This window comes from Polaribacter sp. IC066 (genome assembly GCF_007997085.1).
Classification (GTDB): domain Bacteria; phylum Bacteroidota; class Bacteroidia; order Flavobacteriales; family Flavobacteriaceae; genus Polaribacter.
On sequence record NZ_VORR01000003.1, the window covers coordinates 85,864 to 106,663 of the forward strand.

A 20,800-nucleotide genomic window follows, 5' to 3' on the forward strand; every position below is an offset into this window, starting at 1 on the left:
ATTATGCTACTTCTTTAGGTATAAATTATTTGCTATTTTCTTTGAGATTGATAGTTTTTCTCCATCAATTTCTATGGATAAAGAATCATCAAAATCTTCTTTTTCTAGCACCGTAATTTTTTTTCCTAGTGTGATTTTCTTCTTATCTAAAAAGCGTAAAAATTCTGATGAAGAATCATTCACCCCAACACAAACGCCACTTTCCTCTTTATTTAAGGTTGATAAAAGAATTTTATCAACTGTGTTTACATTCCCTTCTTTGTCAGGAATTGGATCTCCATGAGGATCATGTGTCGGAAAACCCAAAAGTGCATCTAATTCATTAATTAATTTTGGCGATTTTATATGCTCTAATTGTTCTGCAACATCATGCACCTCATCCCAAGAAAAATTTAATTTCTCTACTAAAAAAACTTCCCACAATCTGTGTTTTCTTACAATATTGGCTGCGGTTTTTTTTCCGAATTCGGTTAACGTAACTCCTTGGTATTTTTTATAAAGCACCACTTCTTTCTCAGATAATTTTTTAATCATATCTGTTACAGAAGAAGCTTTTGTTTCTAAACTTTTGGCAATTGCATTTGTACTAATCCCTTTTTTAGAATCTGATTCTAAATGATAAATTGCCTTTAAATAATTCTCTTCAGAAAGTGTAAACATTCAACTAAATTTTTGATAGGACAAAGATATACTTTTTATATTTATTAAATAATTTTTAGACTAGTCTAAAAATAATGTTATATTTGCCGAAAATTAAAGTGTTTTAAAATGAAATATATTGTAATTCTTGGGTTTTTATTTTTATCAACCTTTACTTTCGGACAAACAATTACCGGCAAAATAACCACAGAAAATGGTGATGAAGTACCGTACGCAAATGTGTATTTAAAGAAAACCAAAATCGGCACTTCTTCTGATGAAAATGGTTTTTATGAGCTAAACAAGATTCCTAAAGACAGCTATAAATTAATAATTAGTAGTATTGGTTACAAAACAAAATCTATTAAAATTACGATTAACAGTGATCAAAAAATTACCAAAAATATTACTTTACTTGAGGATGATTCTTTAAATGAAATTGTAGTTTCTGGTACTTTACGCCCTGTATCAAAAACAAACAGTCCGGTGCCTGTAGAAGTTTATAGTGAAACATTCTTCAAAAAAAACCCTACCCCTTCTGTTTTTGAATCTTTACAAAATGTAAACGGCGTTCGACCACAACTAAATTGTAATGTTTGTAATACTGGTGATATTCATATTAATGGTTTAGAGGGGCCTTATACGTTTGTTTTAATTGACGGAATGCCAATTGTAAGTGGACTTTCTACTGTTTACGGACTAACTGGAATTCCGCAAGCCTTAATAGAAAGAGTTGAAATTGTAAAAGGCCCCGCATCTACCCTGTATGGTTCTGAAGCAGTTGGTGGTATTATAAATATAATTACCAAAAAAGCTACAAATGCCCCTATCTTATCTACGGATGTTATGAGTACTTCTTGGGGAGAAGTGAATACGGATATCAGTATGAGCTACAAAGCATCTGAAAAAGTGCAAGGTTTATTAGGTGTAAATTATTTTAATTTTCAAAATAGAATTGACAACAACAATGATAATTTTACAGATTTAACGCTTCAAAATCGAATTTCAATTTTTAATAAAATTAATATTGAAAGAAAAAGTAATAAGGTTTTTACCATTGCTGGTAGATATATGTATGAAGATCGATGGGGCGGAGAAATGGATTGGGAAAAAGAATTTAGAGGAGGAAATCAAATTTACGGAGAAAGTATTTATACAAATAGATGGGAAACATTCGGAACGTATGAATTGCCAACATCAGAAGATATTAGTTTTCAGTTTAGTGCAAATGGTCATTATCAAGATTCTTTTTACGGAGATACTTCTTACGATGCAGAACAGTTAATTGGTTTTGGTCAGTTCATTTACAGTAAACAATTAGGCGAAAAACACGATTTATTATTAGGTGCAGCATATAGATATACTTTTTATGATGATAATACTTTTGCAACTTTAAATGAAAATGGTGGTGAGAACAACCCTTCAATCATCCATTTACCAGGTATTTTTGCGCAAGATGAAATTAGTTTGAGTGAACGAAAAAAACTATTGTTAGGTGTTCGTTGGGATCATAATAGTTTGCACGGAAATATTTTTTCGCCAAGAGTAAATTATAAATGGAATTCTAAAGACAATTCTAATATTGTAAGAATAAGCGCTGGTAACGGGTTTAGAGTTGCCAATGTTTTTACAGAAGATCATGCGGCTTTAACAGGTGCAAGAGAAGTTGAATTTGATGGCGAATTAGCGCCAGAAACTTCTTGGAACGCAAACTTAAATTATGTTAAAAAAATAAACACAGAAAACTCTTTTATCACCATAGACGCAAGTGCTTTTTACACATATTTTAGCAATAGAATTTTACCAGATTACGAAACTGACTCTAATAAAATTATTTATGCAAATTTAGACGGTTTTTCTGTATCTCAAGGTATTTCTTTAAATACAGACATCACCTTTACCAATGGCTTATCTATAAACGCAGGTGCTACCTTAATGGATGTTTCTATTACTGAAGATAACATTGAAACAAGACAAATATTAACTGAAAGTTTTAGCGGTGTTTGGTCTATCTCTTACAAGTTTAATAATAATTTTTCTGTGGATTATACAGGAAATGTTTATGGACCAATGCGACTGCCAGTATTAGGAGAAAATGATTCTAGAGATCCAAATTCGCCTTGGTTTAGCATTCAGAACATTCAGTTAACAAAAAAATTTAGCAATAGTTGGGAAGTTTATGGCGGTGTAAAAAACCTATTAAACTTTACGCCACCAGCAAACAGCATTAATGGTGCAAATAATCCTTTTGATACTGGTATTGATACAGAACAAAATCCGGAATTAGCTTTTGACCCAGCCTACATGTTTGCCTCTAACCAAGGAATTAGAGCTTTTGCTGGTATTCGTTACACACTTTTTTAGTACTTTTATAAAACATAAATATATTTTTTGTTGATGAAAAAACTCTTAATTCTTACTATTTTTTTGGGAAAATTGGCCATATTTTCTCAATCTGAAAAAAGTGAATTAAGGGTTTTTACTTTTGAAGAAGTTGAGAAGTTACAGCAACAAAAAGCAAAACCAATCGTAGTTTTTATGCACACAGATTGGTGTAAAATTTGCTTCGGAATGAAACAAAATACTTTTAAAGATCAAGAAGTTATTCGTATTTTAAATGAACAATTTTATTTTGTAAAATTGAATGGTGAAGAAAAAAAAGACATCTTTTTTTTAGGTAAAAAATTCGTGTACAAACCTTCTGGAGCTAAAACAGGAACTCATGAACTGGCTAAAGAGTTAGCATCCATAAATAATAAAATTCAGTATCCTACAACGACCATCTTAAATACCAATTTAGAGATAGCCTTTCAAATAAATACTTATATCAACAGTAAAAACATGTATTTCATTTTAGAAAAAACACTTCTCACTAAAAATTAATGTTTCCGATCCCAAATACGTTTTCGCCTTTCTCCTGCATTTGAACCCACATCTAAATTAAAAATAACTCCAGCAAGACCCTGAAAATGAGTCGCCATAGATTCTGAATCAGCAGAAACATTTTTATAAATTAACCTTCCTGTAAGACCAAATCTATCGGTAAGCCAAAGAATACCTCCACCCATAAAATTTAAACTTAGAGATCCTTGCGGATCTGGTGTAGTTGTAGCGCCAGAAATATATCCTGCACCGATTCCAACAAACGGATAAATATTAAAAAAAAGTTCAGGAAGATCGTAACTTAAATAAGCATCAAGCGCTGAGTACGGGAATGCATTCCCACCTTTAATAATTTCTACCATTTCAAAGGTATAAATCAAATCTATAGAAAGATTTTTACCTATTTTTCGACTCACCTGTAAACTTGGAAATTGTGAGTTTACATTATCCTTAACTTTTCTAATTCCATCTTTGTTAAAAAATACTACAGAAGCATTAAAACCAACAGACCATTTCTTATCGTTATGCTGTGCATTCATAGACAACACGCAAAAAAGTAAAAGAAATATTCTAAATAGTTTCTTTTTCATGTCGTAACACTTTAGGTTTAAACCGTACGAACAATTATTTAGGGGTGTATTTGATTGCATAAAAAATAAGCACTTTTTCTACAAATATATTGTATTCTTTAATAAAAGAATTTTGTTTGTGGTTTTTTGTTGCATAAGATGGTACATTTGCAGAAAATATTTCAAATTGAGTAAGCAGAATATTGTAAATCAATATCAAAAATCTGCCTATATTTCGCAGATAATTAAAGTACTTCAACAAAAGAAAAACTATTTTCAAATAAAGAATTTAGTTGGCTCTTCATTGTCTTTTGTGATTTCAGAAACGTTTAAAAAAGTAGACAAACCTTACCTCTTAATCTTTAACGATAAAGAAGAAGCGGCTTATTACTTAAATGATTTAGAGCAACTTTTAAGTGATAAAAATGTTCTTTTTTACCCTAGTTCTTACCGACGACCCTACCAATTAGATGAAACCGACAACGCCAACGTTTTATTGCGTGCAGAAGTTTTAAATAGAATTAATTCCAGGAAAAAACCTGCAGTAATCGTTACGTATCCAGCCGCTTTATTTGAAAAGGTGGTCACTAAAAAAGAACTAGAAAAAAACACCTTAAAAGTGGCTCTTGGTGATCACTTGTCATTAGATTTTGTGAATGAAGTGCTGTTCGAATACAAGTTTAAACGCGTAGATTTTGTTACTGAACCCGGAGATTTCTCGGTGAGAGGTGGTATTATAGATGTTTTTTCTTTTTCTAATGATGAACCTTATAGAATAGAATTTTTTGGTGATGAGATAGACAGTATTCGCTCTTTTGATGTAGAAACGCAACTCTCTACCGAGAAACTGAAAAAAGTTTCTATAATGCCCAATGTAGAGAATAAAACCTTGCAAGAAAGTAGAGAAAGTTTCTTAAAATACATCGCTTCGAACACCATTGTATTTACAAAAAATATCGATTTATTAGTTGGGAATCTAGATAAATTCTTTCAAAAAGCAGAAGAAGCTTTCAACGATTTATCCAAAGAAATAAACCATGCAAAACCCAATGAGTTGTTTTGCGATGGCAATTTTATTAAAGATCAATTACAAGATTTTTCTTTAGTTAATTTTGGTGCAGACAATACATATAACGAGACAACAACTTCTGAAAAGATAACCTTTAACACCATTCCGCAACCCTCTTTTAACAAACAATTTGATTTGTTAATTGAAAATTTAGAAGAATACCATAAAGGAGGTTTTACAAATTATATTTTCTGTGCAAACGAGCAACAAGCACAACGTTTTCATGATATTTTTGACGACGCTGTGCAAGAAGTGCATTATGAAACTGTTGTTTTTCCATTATATCAGGGTTTTGTAGATGTTGATAATAAGTTGGTTTGTTATACCGATCATCAGATTTTTGACCGGTATCATAAGTTCCGATTAAAAAATGGCTACGCTAAAAAGCAAGCCATCACTTTACAAGAATTAAATAAGCTTGAAATAGGCGATTATGTAACACACATGGATCATGGAATTGGAAGATTTGGTGGTTTGCAAAAAATTGATGTTCAAGGAAGAAAACAAGAAGCCATTAAATTGGTGTATGGAGAAAGAGATATTTTATATGTTAGTATTCATTCACTTCATAAGATTTCTAAATTTAGTGGAAAAGACGGTAAAGCACCTAAAATTTATAAATTAGGATCTGGTGCTTGGAAAAAAATAAAACAAAAAACAAAAGCAAGAGTTAAACATATTGCGTTTAATTTAATTCAATTATATGCCAAAAGAAAGTTACAAAAAGGCTTTGCATTTGGCCCAGACACGCATATTCAGCATGAACTAGAAGGTAGCTTTATGTATGAAGATACGCCTGATCAGTTTACCTCTACACAAGATGTGAAGAATGATATGGAAAAAGAGCAGCCCATGGACAGATTAGTCTGTGGTGATGTTGGTTTCGGAAAAACAGAAGTTGCCGTAAGAGCTGCTTTTAAGGCTGTTGATAACGGTAAACAAGTGGCAATTTTAGTTCCAACAACCATTTTAGCTTTTCAACATTATAAAACATTTACAGAACGTTTAAAAGATTTTCCTGTAAGAATTGATTATTTAAACAGATTTAGAACTGCAAAACAAAGAACGGAAGCCATAAATGGCGTAAATGACGGCTCTGTCGATATTATTATTGGTACACACCAGTTAACAAATAAACGTTTACAATTTAAAAATTTAGGACTTTTAATTATTGATGAAGAGCAAAAATTTGGGGTTGCTGTAAAAGACAAATTAAAAACTTTAAAAGAAAATGTTGATACATTAACATTGACGGCAACACCAATTCCGAGAACTTTGCAGTTTAGTTTAATGGCGGCAAGAGATTTATCAGTCATAAAAACTCCACCACCAAACAGACACCCTATAGAGAGTAATGTGATTCGTTTTTCTGAAGAAATAATTCGTGATGCTGTTTCTTATGAAATTTCTAGAGGCGGACAAGTTTTCTTTATTCATAATAGAATTGAGAATATTAAAGAAGTTGCTGGTATGTTGCAAAGATTAGTTCCGTATGCAAATATTGGCATTGGTCATGGACAAATGGAAGGCAAAAAGCTAGAGGGTTTAATGCTGGGCTTTATGAACAATGAATTTGATATTTTGGTATCTACCACCATTGTAGAAAGCGGATTAGATGTGCCAAATGCAAACACCATTTTTATTAATAATGCGAATAATTTTGGCTTATCAGATTTGCATCAAATGCGAGGTAGAGTTGGTCGTTCTAATAAAAAAGCATTCTGTTATTTTATTACCCCTCCATATCATATGATGACGGACGATGCCAGAAAACGTATTGAAGCCTTAATTTTATTTTCTGATTTAGGAAGCGGCATTAACATTGCCATGAAAGATTTAGAAATTCGTGGCGCAGGAGATTTATTAGGTGGCGAACAAAGCGGATTTATCAACGACATTGGCTTTGATACCTATCAAAAAATATTACAAGAAGCTATCGAAGAACTAAAAGAAAATGAGTTTAAGGAACTCTACCCTACAGACGATTCTAAACCAAAAGAGTTTGTAAAAGAAGTTACGATTGATACCGATTTTGAGATTTTATTTCCAGATGATTATATCAATTCTATTACTGAAAGATTGGCTTTGTATAGCAAATTAGGTGAACTTGTAAATGAAGCTGAATTGCAAACTTTTGAAACTGAAATTATTGATCGCTTTGGAGAAATTCCTACTCAAGTTGAAGATTTACTAGATTCTGTGAGAATAAAATGGTTGGCGAAAGAACTAGGTTTAGATAAAATTATTTTAAAACAAAAAAGAATGATTGGTTATTTTGTAGCTGATCAACAAAGTGAATTTTACCAAACTACCTCTTTTTCTAGAATGTTAAAATATGTGCAACAGAATTCTAAAAGTTGTGTCATGAAAGAAAAAGAAACTAAAAACGGATTGCGATTATTAATCACTTTTATTAGAATTGATACTGTAAAAACAGCTTTAGGAATCTTGCAAAAAGTATAAAATGGCTTCAATATTTGGGCATGCGTTTGTTGCTGTTGCGTTAGGAAAAAGTTTTTCTAAACCGCAACAAACTTCGGAATTATTTCTACTCGCTGTTCTTTGCGCAGTTATTCCTGATGCAGATGTTATTGGTTTTTATTTTGATATTTCTTATGGCAGTTTTTGGGGTCATAGAGGGTTTTCACATTCCTTTGTGTTTGCCTTGTTTTTTGGTGTTTTGATTGCTTTTATTTTCTACAAACAACATTTCTTATCTAAAAAAGGAATCCTTTTAATGTTTTTTTTCTTTCTGTGCACAGCTTCTCATTCAATTTTAGATGCCATGACCACTGGAGGAAAAGGAGTTGCTTTTTTTTCTCCTTTTAATGATACTCGTTATTTTTTTTCTTGGAGACCCATTAAAGTTTCACCCATCTGTATTGCTCGCTTTTTTAGTGAAAGAGGATTAAAAGTAATTTTTAGTGAACTTATTTGGATTGGAATCCCGGGAACCATCTATATTCTAATTACTTTTCTAATACAAAAAAACAGAAAAAAACCATAATGCAAAACGCCAACTTTAAAAATATTTCTAGCTTACTATTCGCCACACTATTTATCAGTACCTCTGGAGTATTAGGCAAATATATAGCCATGCCTGTAGAAGCAATTGTTTGGTTTCGATCTGCATTTGCTTTTGTCTTTATTTATGGTTTCTGTAAGTTTACCAAAGTAGATTTAAAAATAAAAGCTAAAAAAGATTGGATTCCTTTTTTGTTGAGCGCCCTTTTTATGGCGGGTCATTGGCTTACGTACTTTTTTGCTTTAAAACTCTCTAGTGTTGCCATAGGAATGTTGTCTTTATTTACTTTTCCTATTATTACCGCTTTTTTAGAACCACTTTTTTCTAAATCGAAATTTGATCCTGTTTATATTTTTCTCGGAATTTTAGTATTGACTGGACTCTATATTTTAGCACCAGAATTCACGTTAGAAAGTGACGAATTGAAAGGTATTTTATTGGGTATAGTCTCTGCAGTTTGTTATTCTTTGCGAATTTTAATCTTAAAACAGCATGTTACTAATTATAACGGAAGTATGCTCATGTTGTATCAAACAGCAATCATTACTATTATTTTGGCTCCTGTTTTATTTTATGTTGATGTTTCAGGATTCCAGAGTCAGTTTCCTTATTTAATTTTACTTGCGGTTTTAACGACTGCCATTGGTCATACTATGATGGTAAAATCTCTGCAGCATTTTTCTGCGGCTACCGCAACGATTATCAGCAGTATTCAACCAATTTTCGGAATTATAATTGCTTTTTTTGTTGTGAATGAAATTCCTACTTGGAATACTTTTTGGGGCGGAAGTTTAATTTTATTAACGGTTGTTATAGAGAGTTTTAGAGTTAAAAAATAAAGTTATTTAACAAAATTTTAACCCTGGCATCTTCTTTGATTTCAAGTATAAAAACTTAAAACTATGAACTCAAAGTTTAAAATTACCATTCCTAAACCTTGTCACGAAAACTAGAACGCAATGACACCAAAAGATAAAGGTAAGTTTTGCGGTTCATGTTCAAAAACAGTAGTTGATTTTACACACAGATTTCCTAAAGAAATTCAGAATTTTATTCTTGAGAATAAAAAGGAGCGTATTTGTGGCCATTTCTATAAAAAACAGTTAGACACGATTATTATTGAAATACCTCAAATAACTTTTCATCAACAATTATCATTTCAAAAATTATTTGTTTTGATTTTATTCTTTGTTATGGGAACAACACTTTTTAGTTGCCAATATTCTGAAGGAAAGAAACAGAAAATTAAAAACGTAATTATAAAAGATTCTCTAAACTTAACTGAAGATAAATTAGATTTTATTATTCCTATTAAAAATACAATTAACTCTCATAAAATAGACACAAACCGGATAATTGTTCCAAGCTCATTTCCTGAAAATATAATCGTGGGAAAGGCACCAATAAATGTTATTGAAGGAATTATTGCGTTGGATTACGAGACTGAAGAAATTGGTTTTATCAGCATAGAAGAACCTCCAAGATTTAAAAAATCTAAAAATTTATCCACAAAAAATGCTAAAAAAGATTTTGATTCAAGAATGAAAAAATTCGTTGAAGAAAACTTTGATAAAAACCTTCATTAAAACTTCAATTTATCTGTTAGAAAATATACACACAGCTTATAATTGATAAGAAAGGGAATCTATCTGATATAAAAATAAGAGCACCTCACCCAAGCTTGAGAAAAGAAATTAAAGAAATGCTTCAAAAACTACCACAATTTATCCCAGGAAAACACGGAAAAGAAACTGTAAAACAAAATACAACTTGCCTGTTTCTTTTGAAGTTGATTCCTCTCTTAAAGTTCGGAATTATCTAGACAACTAAACTTTCAATGTATTCTCAAAAATAAAAACTTTAAAACCTAAAAAGAACTCATAAATCAACTTTAATAAAATAAATCTGTAAACCCTTTTTCGTTACCATAAAAAACTAGCAAACAAGTTTAGCCATGATTGCAATGGCATCCTTTTTATGCTCAACTGGTTTCTGTGTTTTTCGTGAACCCTCAAAACATTTATAGTTACTTAAAAATGCTGATCAAAAATTAAGCATAAAAAGATATAATGAAAAGCATGAAATAGCTTCAAAAAAAAATTAAAAATTGATCTTTACAATGCTGATTATTACTTTTTAAGGTCTAAATAATTACGCTTTACAAAGTCTAAAATAGTTTCTAAAATTTCGCCCATATTTTTGCAATCTTTAAACTTTACATCTCCTACATACTGAATTAATTGCCTCTTTAAAAGTGCTACATTTTCTGGGAAAGAAATGGTGTCATTTTTCATACATTTTATCAAACGAGCGGTTCTTCTTGGCGCCGTAATCATTCTTTTTGCCATGTAAGAACGCTCTTCAATTTTATACTGCCGAATAGAGTTATTTTGTAATTTTTTACCCACCATTTCTATCATTTTAAAGTTTTCTTTCATAAACTGTAAATTGTAGACTTTTAAATTTCCTTCAAAAGATTGTTGATCAAAATCGATTGCTCTAATCTTGTAAACAATACTATCAAAATCATGTGTTGGGGTAATTACGTAATTATAAGAACGCATATCTCCTAGCAAACGCACCAAGCATCGTTCTTTAAACTTTACAAACTCTTTTGCTATTTGAGCTTTTTCTAACTCGGTACATTTGGGTAAAAAATCATTGATAAAATCGTCTCCAGGAATGCCAACAATATGCTCTTCTATGAGCGTGTCTTTGTACACCAAAAAATTGATATTATGCGGAGACAAAATATGCTCTAATTCTAAACCGTACACCCGAGAAGCGTCAGCTTTTTTAACGTAAAAATAGATGTAATTATCATTTAAAATATTTCTGATTTTTATTCGAAATGGTTTCGAGTTCCCAAAGGTGCAATAATCAATCGCATCTACATTTAAAAACGGAATGGCTTCATTATTTCCGTCTGAATGCAACATGGTATAAATTTTCTTTAAGCTATTATCAATTTCTACTCTATCAAATTCAGAATAATACGTTCTTACCCAAAGTGTATCTTCGTCATCTTTATCATAAACGGTAATTGAACCCTGAAAGCGCAGCAAGTCGTCATAAAAAATAGGAATTATAATATTTCTGTTATAATTTTTTAAATAATTATGCAACATCTCACTAATAGGAAACGTTGGTTTCTTTTTAGACATTAACTTTTTTTCTACCGCCATCTTTTCGATTCATTTGGTTCAAAAATAAGAATAATTAAAAGAATTTTAAAAACGAATTTATCTTGGTGCTTCATCCTTGAAAATTTTACAATATTCAGAAGCAAAAATTACTATAAAATTGCTCGCAGCATAGAGGTTTGCGAGTTTTTTCTGAAAGTGTTTAAAATTTATAATTATTTGCTGCCGCTATCTTAAAGAAAATCTAAGAAAGCTAAAAACTATTAGAGTTGTCAGAAATTTCATATTCATAGTTTTTTTTGCTAGCAAACAAAGAAGTTTTGCAAGCAAGATTCATTATAAAAAATACAGTATTTATTTTTTTTACCACGGTAAAATTCATCTAGAAATTCACTGTAATCAAAGATTTCCTACCATAGTATTTAGCCATCATCAAATTTATGAACACCACCACAGGAATCATAAATTGTTAAAGGTATTAATTCAGAAGTTATAGTATTACAAAAGGCTGATCTTGTTGCAAATAATATTGCGAAAATTAAAATTATTTTTTCTTGTTATTTTTGTTTTAAACAATCCAATCTCAAAATAAAATTATTATTTTATTGGGTTTAGATTGTATTATTGAGACGTGCAAATAAGTGTAAAATACTTAACAAATGTTCGAAAAAATTACAAACAAAATAGCGCATTTTTTTTGGAGTCTGGGGGCAGTGTTATCTAAATTCAAACAGAAATAACAAAGTAAAAAAAGTCAATAATTTAAACCTATTGTACATTTTATAATTCAAACTTAAAAGTATGTTAGTTCGTTTGATTTTTAAGCACAAAACTATATCGAAAACTAATCTAGAAGCTAAAATTCTTATGCTCAATAAAACTTTACACATTTCAATTCATTGGCGTCCGATTAAAAATATTTTTAGTTTAACAAACCCTTTTAAAGTAAAGGATTCTGCGAATTTTTTAAACGCCACCTTGCTTTTTTAAAAACAATTTCATCAACATAAAATAGACAATTTTATTTTAATTTATAGTTGTTTATCAGATGATTAGAATCAAGTCTTGGTTCTTGGTTCTTGGTTATTGGTTATTGGTTATTGGTTATTGGTTATTGGTTATTGGTTATTGGTTATTGGTTATTGGTTATTGGTTATTGGTTATTGGTTATTGGTTCTGAAAGCGGGGCAATCTCGAGTCTTTTATCGGACAAGAATGTTTTCAATTGTAAAATTTAATTAAACTGATAGCATTTTATCAAAATATACAACAGGTTAATTTTATTTAAATATTAATAATGTTTAGACAATTACAAACAACTTACCTGGCAAAGGTTTTGTAATTCCTTTCATTTCCATTTGCAATAAAATGGATGATAATTGATAAATAGGAATGTTACACTCTAAAGAAATGATGTCTAATAATTGTGGTCCTTTTTCATTTAAGAAATCATAAATTTTCTGTTCTTTTTCATTCAATTCTAAAAATAATTGTTTCTGAATTATTTTTTTGGGTCTTTCATTCACGTCCCAATTTAGCATTTTTACCACATCTTCGGCAGCCGTTAACAACGTTGCTCTGTTATATTTAATTAAGCTATTACAACCTTTACTATATATATCGGTTGTTCTGCCAGGCACTGCAAATACATCTCTATCATAAGAATTTGCAATATCTGCGGTTACCAAAGAACCTCCTTTTTCTGCTGATTCTATGATGATAGTCGCTTTAGAAATGCCTGCAACAATTCTATTTCTCTTTAAAAAATTTTCTCGTAGCGGTTGTTCTTCGCTCCAAAATTCAGTTAAAAAACCACCATTTTCGTTTACTTGATTGATGTATTTTTTGTGAACCTTCGGATAAATTTGCTCAAAACCATGGGCTAAAACAGCAATGGTTTGTAACTTATTTTGCACTGCTACTTTATGCGCACAAATATCAACACCGTAAGCAAAACCACTCACTATTAAAGGATTGTATTGTGCTAAATCTTCTATAATTTTTGTGCAAAAATCTCGTCCGTAAGAACTCATATTTCGGGTGCCAACAATCGAAATTATTTTATCATTATTCAAGTTGATGTTGCCATCTTTGAATATTAAAATAGGACTATCGATACAATTTTGAAGATTTATAGGATACTTATCTTCTAGAAAATAAGTGTACTTAATATTATTTTTTTTGATGTAATTTAACTCTTGTTCTGCACTTTCTAAATTCTTTTCATCAAACAAATGTTTTAAAACATGATTTCCTATTCCGTTGATTTTTTGCAGAGTAGCTGATTTTTCTTTAAAAATTTGCTCAACATCACCAACATGTACAATGAGCTTTTTTGCCAAAATATCTCCAATTGCTTTACTTTTTTGTAGGCGCAAAATAGCTAATAACTTTTCTTCTTTCATTTTCTAACAATTTCATTGTCAATATATAACTTTTTGTTGATAAATTTTAAACATAAAATATCATTTAGAACACAATTCTTATATATTTGTAAATATGATATTAGCCAATTACATTAACGATTTACTGTATAGATATGAGTGTGTAATTGTACCAAATTTTGGTGGTTTTGTAACCAACAAAATAGGTGCAAAAATAGATGCATTTACAGATACGTTTTCGCCGCCATCAAAACAAATTACGTTTAATAGTCATTTAAATGTAAATGATGGTTTATTGGCAAATTATATTGCATCATCAGAAAATATTTCTTTTGAGCAAGCTACCAATGCTATTGCGGTATCGGTACTAAAATGGCAAAATGAGTTACAAAATAACTCTTTAAAAATTGGTTCTATTGGCGTTTTATCTTTAAATAAAGAGGGGCAAATTATTTTTGAACCCAATCATAAAGTGAATTATTTAGCGGACTCTTTTGGTTTAGCACCCCTAACATCTTCGTCTATAAAAAGATATAAAGAAGTTGTAAAACCCCTCGTTTCTGCATCTGAAACACAGAACAAAAAAAGAGTTCCTGCCTTTATTAAATATGCGGCTAGCGCTGCAATTTTATTATCGTTAACCTTTGTTGGCACTACTATGTATCAGCAAGATGAACAAAAACAACTTTTAGCAAAGCAAGAGATTGCGTTAGAAAAAAAAATACAAGCAGCAACGTTTGTTATTTCTAATCCTTTGCCAACAATACAGTTAAATGTATTAAAAGAAGCGGTAATTCTGAAACCTTTTCATGTGGTTGCTGGTGCTTTTCAATTTCCTGAAAATGCTAAAAAGAAAGTAGATCAGCTTAAAAAGCAAGGATATAATGCTCATATTTTAGGTGTTAATAAATGGGGATTAACAGAAGTTGCTTTTAATAGTTTTGCCGATAGAAATGACGCTATTAATGACTTATATAAAATTCAGAATACAGTTTCTAAAGATGCTTGGTTATTGCTTAAAAAATAACATTTATATATAAGCGATTCTTATCTTTGCCAAAATTTAAAAAATGGAAGCAAAAACAGCTCACGCCTCTTTAACAGTACTTACAGATTTAGTACTACCAGGAGATACTAATTACCTAGATAACCTTTTTGGAGGAGAGTTATTAGCAAGAATGGACAGAGCGTGCAGTATTTCTGCTAGACGGCATTCTGCAAGAATTGTGGTTACTGCCTCTGTAAACCATGTTGCTTTTAATAAATCAGTACCCGTGGGCAGTGTGGTTACTATTGAAGCAAAAGTTTCTAGAGCCTTTAAATCTTCTATGGAAATTTATGTAGATGTTTGGATTGAAGACAGACAATCTGGACATAAAACAAAAGTAAATGAGGGTATTTATACCTTTGTTGCTGTTGATGAAACAGGGAAACCCGTCTTAATTCCGCAAGTAATACCAGAAACCGCTTTAGAAAAAGAACGTTTTGAAGGTGCTTTAAGACGAAAGCAATTAAGTTTGGTTTTAGCAGGAAAAATGAAACCTGATGAAGCTACAGAACTAAAAGCTTTGTTTAGTTAAATTTAAGGTATGGAATTTCTAAATCATTTTAAAATTTTAGAGTCTATTGTCGTTTTTGTAGGCGCTTTCTTTTTGCGACTTATAATTACAAAATCATTGCGTAGAATTCAATTAAAATTCGGATTTATAGAAGCTAGAATTGCCATCACCAATAAAGTAATCTCTATTTTAATTTATATGACCGTTGTTGTTTTTATTGCCTTTATTTGGGGCGTAGATGAAAAACAACTTCTTATTTATATTTCTTCTTTTTTTTCTATTTTAGGGATTGCTTTTTTTGCACAATGGTCTTTATTATCAAACATTACCGCAGGTATTATTTTGTATGTAAATTATCCGGTTAAAATTGGCGATAGCATTACCATCCTAGAAAAAGACAATAATATAACTGGAGAAATTAAAGATATTGGTGCTTTTTTTATCACCCTAAAAACACCAACGGCAGAGCTCATTAGCATTCCTAATGCTGTTATTCTTCAAAAAAATATAAAATATTCTCCTCAACCAGAGCAGTAAGAATCTGTTTTTTAATAGTTATAGAACGTTAGAATTTGTATTTAAAGGCAACCAAAAACACACGAGGTAGCGTAAAAACCTGATTAGACATCAGTAAATTATTACTGAAAGAATTTCTTACAACAACGCCATTATTATACATATTTCTAACATTTAAGCTGTAAGAAAACTTATTATTTGGTTTAGAATACCCTACATATAAATTTTGAAGCGTGTAATTATCTGTGTTCTCACTAAAGTTTTTTACAAAGTGTGTAGAAAAATCAGTTTTAAAAATAAAGTTCTTTAAAAACTTACTATCAAAGTTTAGAGAAATTATATTTTCTATAGATCGAGATTCTTCATCAGAAGTTACTTGAAACCCAGTATGTTTGTATTTTAAATTTAATTGTGTTTTTTTGTTTAATTTATATAACCACTTACTACTTAAACCGTACTCAAAAGAATTGATAACACTTGTTTCTTCATTTATAATTTGATTCAATTTAAGCCATTCTAAATCTACGCCAAACTCTAAACTAGATTTATAAAACATAAGACCGAGCTCTGTATTTAAACTCAAATTATCTTCGGGCAAATTAAGAATAACAGGCATATTTAATCTGTTTATACCACTTTGAATAATCGTATTATTTTCTACTGGATTATTGATACTGTAATCTACGGAAGCGTCTATAAAATAGTCGTCAATATTTTTATAATCACTATAATACAGGCTAAAATTATGAGAACGTGTATCTGTAAGGTTTGGGTTTCCTTGTAAAACAGCATTAAAACCTACTACTTTTAAATTCTCTAAATAGCTGACATCATTTAAATATCTGTTTGTAAAATCATAACCAAAATCTAAATCTATATCAGCGTCTATTTTATAGTTGATGTCGAGTTTTGGCTCAATAAACAAGTTGGTACTTTCAATTTGAGCGCGTATAAAAGTAAAGTAATGTGGTTTCGCCTCTAAAACAATTTCTAGTTTGCCTAATTGAGACTTTATGCCAAAACCGGCATTTACATCAGAAAGCGTTAAAAGGTTATTATTGCTTAATTCAGAGAAATCGGTAGTGGAGTTATCTGTAAAAACCTGACTTATATCTGTTCTTATTGTAGACTTTTTATGATTAAACCCAATATTATAAAACAGGTGAAAATGCCTACTGGTTAGCCAGTAATCTTTTAAAAGAAAATTTAATTTTTGAGAATTGATCTTATTTATCTGTTTTATGTTGTATTCTGTTGTTTGTGTTATTGGTAAATATTCTTCTAAAAAGAGAGCATTACTAGACCAATTATTTGTAGAATTCATATTGGTAATACTATGATGCAAAGCCAAACCCATGGTATGTGTATCATTCAATTTAAAATACCCCTCTAAATTATGCGAAAAATTATCGTTTTTACCAGCTACACTTGTAATAAATTGATTTGTATTTACGGCACTTGATAAAGATTCATTTAAAAAATCTGAATTATTATTTAGATAATTGATGTTATAAATCCATTTTTGATTCGCATTCGGGTTATAATCAAACTTTAGGTTAAACATTGCAGCATTATCATTAGCATCTCTAAAGTCTTCTCTGGTTTCAATAATAGGTTCATTTCCTAAATACTCTATGATAGAAGATGCTTTGTTTACAATATCATTATTCGCATAGATAGCATAACCAGTAATAGCAAATTTATCATTGATATCATTCTGAAAATTTATAGCTGAAAATCTTGTAGTAGATTTGAATCGCTCTTGATTATTTGATGCAAAAGACATTAAATTATTAGACAAATCGCCTCTTTTAAATAAATTGCTTGTCCCACCAACCAATCGTGATAAATCACTAAAACTTAAACTACTGTTATTAAAATTATTAATATCGCCAATAACACTAATATTAGATTTTGGGTTATATTTAAATAAAGCATTGTGTACACTATAAAATTCATTTAACCCAACACCAGCTTCTACATCACCAAATGCAAAATCTTTTTTATCTTCTTTTAAAACTACGTTTAGTGCCAAATCTTCATTATCTGCTAAATTTCTTAACAATTCAGATTCTTTATAGTCGGAGATAATTTCAATTTTAGCCATTACATCGGCAGGGATGTTTTCAATGGCTAATTTGGTGCTGCCATCAAAAAACAACTTGCCTTCTACTAATAACTTTGTTACTGTTTTACCCTGTACCTTAATAACATTGTCTTCTACTTTTATGCCTGGTAATTTAGCAAGTACGTCTTGCATCTTAAATTCGTTCCCATTGGTAAATGCGCCCAAATTATACGTAATGGTGTCCTTTTTTTTCTCTAAAGGTTTGTATTTATAATTGATGACAACTTCCTCTAAACTTTCATTTCTTGTATTTAGGTTAAAGTTGTAATCTAAAGTATTTGCTGAAAAAAGAACCTCTTTATTGATGGAGTTATGACCTAGGTGCGAAATGTTAAATGCATAAGATGCACCCTTTACTAATAGAAGTTTATAGAAGCCAGCATTATCTGTGATCGCATATTTTATTTTTAATTTTACTTGGCTAGGTTTCGCAATTATAGTTACATTATTTAATGGCTGTTGTAAGCTATCTTTCACAACACCACTAACAATTATAGTTTCTTGTTGCGCAAAAATGAGACTACTCAACAATAAAGAACAACAAACAATTATTTTTTTACAAAGCATATTCTAAAAAACAACAGGAATATTAATTTTTATTTAACCAGCGTTTTTCATCTTCTGCAGCCAGTTTTTCAAACTCTACTTCTGTAATTAGTTTTTTTCTTTTTAATTCGGGCATTTTATTTTCTTTAATTTGTTCATCATCATAAAAAACTATTTTTTTAACACCATAAGTGGCTTTTTCGCCTTGTAATTCTATGATTAAACCTGGCAAATTACCAAATCCTGCGGGGCCAAACTTGTAAGGTAATTGTGGCGTATACCATGCTGTATAATTATGTGTAAATACTTTCCCTTTAGGATTGGTGGTCGTGTAAAAGGTTGTGGCTTTGAAGCATACATAGTCTCCGATTGTTTTAGTTTCATCATGCAATTTCCATTCTTGGTAAGAGCGTGCTACTAAAAACTTCCCAAAATCTTCTTGTAACTCTTCTGTTATGAAATTATTTGTTTCTTGTCTAATTCTCCCAAAATACGCTGCATCTATAAGAGCCATATTAGCCGCATTATTATCAGAATATAATTTTTGTTCTAAATAGAAAAGAGAAGTAGAATCATTAAAAACTAAAGAAAAATCAAATTCTGAAGCAATGGTTTCTCTTTTGGAAAGCAATTCAGGACTTCTTTGTTGTAAAAATTTATAACTAGGTAGTTTTTTATCAATATAAGTCTTAACACTATAACTAATTTTTGCTTTTGCATATTGCTTATTGGTTTGCGATAGTGCTATAATACTTGTCAACAAAAAAAATCTAAAGAAAAATATCGTTTTTTTATTCATTATTTAAATTAAGAAAGAGTTTATTTTATCAAACAAACTCTTTTTAGTGATTACTAAATTATTATTAGGCTTTTTTAGTTTTTTTTTATTTCAATTTCAAAACCAAAAACCTAAATCATAATTTAGAACGTTGCTCCAGATGGCGAAATACCTATGCTCAACCACGCCCATGTTCCTCCTCTACAGTTTCTAACAAAAGCTCTTCTTTCAGCTCTTGCATCTCTATGATTCATTCCTTCGTCTCTTTTAAGAGCATAATAAAAATTCCCATCACTTCCACAACCAAAAAACATATCCTCTTCAGAAATTTCTTTTTCAGGTTCAAGATTTAAAGTTTTGATTTCTTTAAAGATATCACTTTTTTCAACTTTAACTTCTTTAGTGTTGTTTACTACAATTTCTTTTTTCGCTGCCGTACTTGCCATCATTGCAATACTAAAAAATGCGATGCATAATAATTTCTTCATAATATTAATGGTTTATTAGTTAATATTACGCAATTAACAGATAAATTAACAGATAAATTAACAGATAAACAAGAGAAATCAAGTTTTATTTAAGAGTATACACATTAAAGTTATAATTAGTTACAAATATGAGAATGGCTTATTACTTTGGTGAAAGTAACTTTTTTAATATTCAAAAAAATTAAATAATAACTTAAATTTTACACGCCATAATTTAAACGATAAAATGCTAATAAATACAATTAAACAGCGTATTCCACGATTACATTACAAAAGTACAAGATACTATTCATTTTTATTTAACCAGCGTTTTTCATCTTCTGCAGCCAGTTTCTCAAACTCTACTTCTGTCATTAGTTTTTTTCTTTTTAATTCGGGCATTTTATTTTCTTTAATTTGTTCATCATCATAAAAAACTATTTTTTTAACACCATAAGTGGCTTTTTCGCCTTGTAATTCTATGATTAAACCTGGCAAATTACCAAATCCTGCGGGACCAAACTTGTAAGGTAATTGTGGGGTATACCATGCTGTAAAATTAAGCGTGAACACTTTACCTTTAGGGCTTGTTGTTGTCTGAAACGTTGTGGCTTTAAAACATAGGTACTCTCCTATCATTTTGGTTTCATCATGCAATTGCCATTCTTGATAAGAACGTGCTACTAAAAACTTCCCAAAATCTTCTTCTAGCTCTTCTGTTATATAATTTTTAGTTTGTTGCTTAATTCTTCCATAATAGCCTGAATTAATAATTACAGATCTAACGGCTCTATTATCTGAAAATAATTTTTTTTCTAAATAGAAAATAGAAATGGAATCATTAAAAACTAGAGAGAAATCAATTTCAGAATCAACTGTTTCTATTCTGGAAACCAATCCAGGCGAGTACTTCTCCATAATTTTATAAATTTTTTCATTTTTATCTAAATGTATCATTACACTATAACTAACCTTAACTTTTATAAATTGCTTATTAGTTTGTGAGTAGCTTATAATGCTTATTAAAAAAAAAAGTAAACTTAATGGTTTTATATTCATAAAATAAAAAATTTAAAAAAGCTTGGTTTAAAATA

The 20,800-nt window shown here is 30.1% G+C and carries 18 protein-coding genes; 10 read left to right on the forward strand and 8 right to left on the reverse strand.

The features are described 5' to 3' along the window. Window positions 1-6: 6 nt before the first annotated feature. Window positions 7-660 carry a metal-dependent transcriptional regulator gene (locus tag ES044_RS01690; RefSeq protein ID WP_147117594.1) on the reverse strand — a complete coding sequence of 218 codons (654 nt, stop codon included), beginning with the start codon at window positions 658-660 and terminating at the stop codon, window positions 7-9. A gap of 108 nt (window positions 661-768) precedes the next feature. Here ES044_RS01690 and ES044_RS01695 point away from each other — a divergent pair, with 108 nt between their 5' ends. Next, window positions 769-3,003, forward strand: coding sequence for a TonB-dependent receptor (locus ES044_RS01695; protein WP_147117595.1), 2,235 nt, complete (start codon window positions 769-771; stop codon window positions 3,001-3,003). Between the two features lie 33 nt (window positions 3,004-3,036). Next, on the forward strand, window positions 3,037-3,522 hold the full coding sequence (locus ES044_RS01700) for a thioredoxin family protein (RefSeq protein ID WP_147117596.1): 486 nt from the start codon (window positions 3,037-3,039) through the stop codon (window positions 3,520-3,522). On the opposite strand, the gene ES044_RS01705 is transcribed toward ES044_RS01700, so the two are convergent. Beyond that, on the reverse strand, window positions 3,519-4,112 hold the full coding sequence (locus ES044_RS01705) for a hypothetical protein (RefSeq protein ID WP_147117597.1): 594 nt from the start codon (window positions 4,110-4,112) through the stop codon (window positions 3,519-3,521). The genes ES044_RS01700 and ES044_RS01705 overlap by 4 nt on opposite strands. 166 nt (window positions 4,113-4,278) lie before the next feature. Between ES044_RS01705 and mfd the strand changes: the two genes are divergently transcribed. The 4 genes from mfd to ES044_RS01725 all read left to right on the forward strand — a co-directional run bounded on the left by mfd (window position 4,279) and on the right by ES044_RS01725 (window position 9,771). Then, entirely contained in the window at window positions 4,279-7,623 is a 3,345-nt protein-coding gene (gene mfd, locus ES044_RS01710) for a transcription-repair coupling factor (RefSeq protein ID WP_147186851.1), read from the forward strand. 1 nt (window position 7,624) lies between these two features. Next, complete coding sequence (locus ES044_RS01715) at window positions 7,625-8,167, forward strand: metal-dependent hydrolase (protein WP_147117599.1); 543 nt, start codon at window positions 7,625-7,627, stop codon at window positions 8,165-8,167. Continuing rightward, window positions 8,167-9,024 (forward strand): DMT family transporter, encoded by an 858-nt coding sequence (locus ES044_RS01720; RefSeq protein ID WP_147117600.1) that lies wholly within the window; start codon window positions 8,167-8,169, stop codon window positions 9,022-9,024. Before ES044_RS01715 ends, ES044_RS01720 begins: the two co-directional genes overlap by 1 nt. Window positions 9,025-9,144: 120 nt before the next feature. Beyond that, window positions 9,145-9,771, forward strand: coding sequence for a hypothetical protein (locus ES044_RS01725; protein ID WP_147117601.1), 627 nt, complete (start codon window positions 9,145-9,147; stop codon window positions 9,769-9,771). 543 nt (window positions 9,772-10,314) lie between these two features. Here ES044_RS01725 and ES044_RS01730 read toward each other — a convergent pair. Then, the gene (locus ES044_RS01730) at window positions 10,315-11,370 is read right to left on the reverse strand and encodes a hypothetical protein (protein ID WP_147117602.1); all 1,056 of its coding nucleotides are present in this window, start codon (window positions 11,368-11,370) and stop codon (window positions 10,315-10,317) included. A 1,006-nt stretch (window positions 11,371-12,376) separates the two neighbouring features. Here ES044_RS01730 and ES044_RS19160 point away from each other — a divergent pair. Next, window positions 12,377-12,508, forward strand: a complete 132-nt coding sequence (locus tag ES044_RS19160) for a hypothetical protein (protein WP_262713728.1) — start codon at window positions 12,377-12,379, stop codon at window positions 12,506-12,508. A 121-nt stretch (window positions 12,509-12,629) separates the two neighbouring features. On the opposite strand, the gene dprA is transcribed toward ES044_RS19160, so the two are convergent. Continuing rightward, complete coding sequence (dprA, locus tag ES044_RS01735) at window positions 12,630-13,733, reverse strand: DNA-processing protein DprA (RefSeq protein ID WP_147117603.1); 1,104 nt, start codon at window positions 13,731-13,733, stop codon at window positions 12,630-12,632. Window positions 13,734-13,827: 94 nt separating this feature from the next. On the opposite strand from dprA, the gene ES044_RS01740 reads away from it, so the two are divergent. From ES044_RS01740 to ES044_RS01750, 3 genes are read left to right on the forward strand one after another with little or no spacing between them, the layout of a single operon-like run. Next, on the forward strand, window positions 13,828-14,739 hold the full coding sequence (locus ES044_RS01740) for an SPOR domain-containing protein (RefSeq protein WP_147117604.1): 912 nt from the start codon (window positions 13,828-13,830) through the stop codon (window positions 14,737-14,739). Window positions 14,740-14,782: 43 nt separating this feature from the next. Beyond that, entirely contained in the window at window positions 14,783-15,292 is a 510-nt protein-coding gene (locus ES044_RS01745) for an acyl-CoA thioesterase (protein WP_147117605.1), read from the forward strand. 9 nt (window positions 15,293-15,301) lie between these two features. Then, entirely contained in the window at window positions 15,302-15,808 is a 507-nt protein-coding gene (locus tag ES044_RS01750; RefSeq protein ID WP_147186852.1) for a mechanosensitive ion channel domain-containing protein, read from the forward strand. Between the two features lie 28 nt (window positions 15,809-15,836). Here the strand turns inward: ES044_RS01750 and ES044_RS01755 are convergent, their stop codons facing one another. The 4 genes from ES044_RS01755 to ES044_RS01770 form a co-directional block, all read right to left on the reverse strand. Further along, window positions 15,837-18,443 (reverse strand): carboxypeptidase-like regulatory domain-containing protein, encoded by a 2,607-nt coding sequence (locus ES044_RS01755; protein ID WP_190311487.1) that lies wholly within the window; start codon window positions 18,441-18,443, stop codon window positions 15,837-15,839. Between the two features lie 61 nt (window positions 18,444-18,504). Next, the gene (locus ES044_RS01760; RefSeq protein ID WP_147117608.1) at window positions 18,505-19,260 is read right to left on the reverse strand and encodes a GLPGLI family protein; all 756 of its coding nucleotides are present in this window, start codon (window positions 19,258-19,260) and stop codon (window positions 18,505-18,507) included. Window positions 19,261-19,382: 122 nt separating this feature from the next. After that, window positions 19,383-19,727, reverse strand: a complete 345-nt coding sequence (locus ES044_RS01765) for a hypothetical protein (RefSeq protein WP_147117609.1) — start codon at window positions 19,725-19,727, stop codon at window positions 19,383-19,385. Between the two features lie 285 nt (window positions 19,728-20,012). Next, window positions 20,013-20,765, reverse strand: coding sequence for a GLPGLI family protein (locus ES044_RS01770; RefSeq protein ID WP_147117610.1), 753 nt, complete (start codon window positions 20,763-20,765; stop codon window positions 20,013-20,015). Window positions 20,766-20,800: the final 35 nt, after the last annotated feature.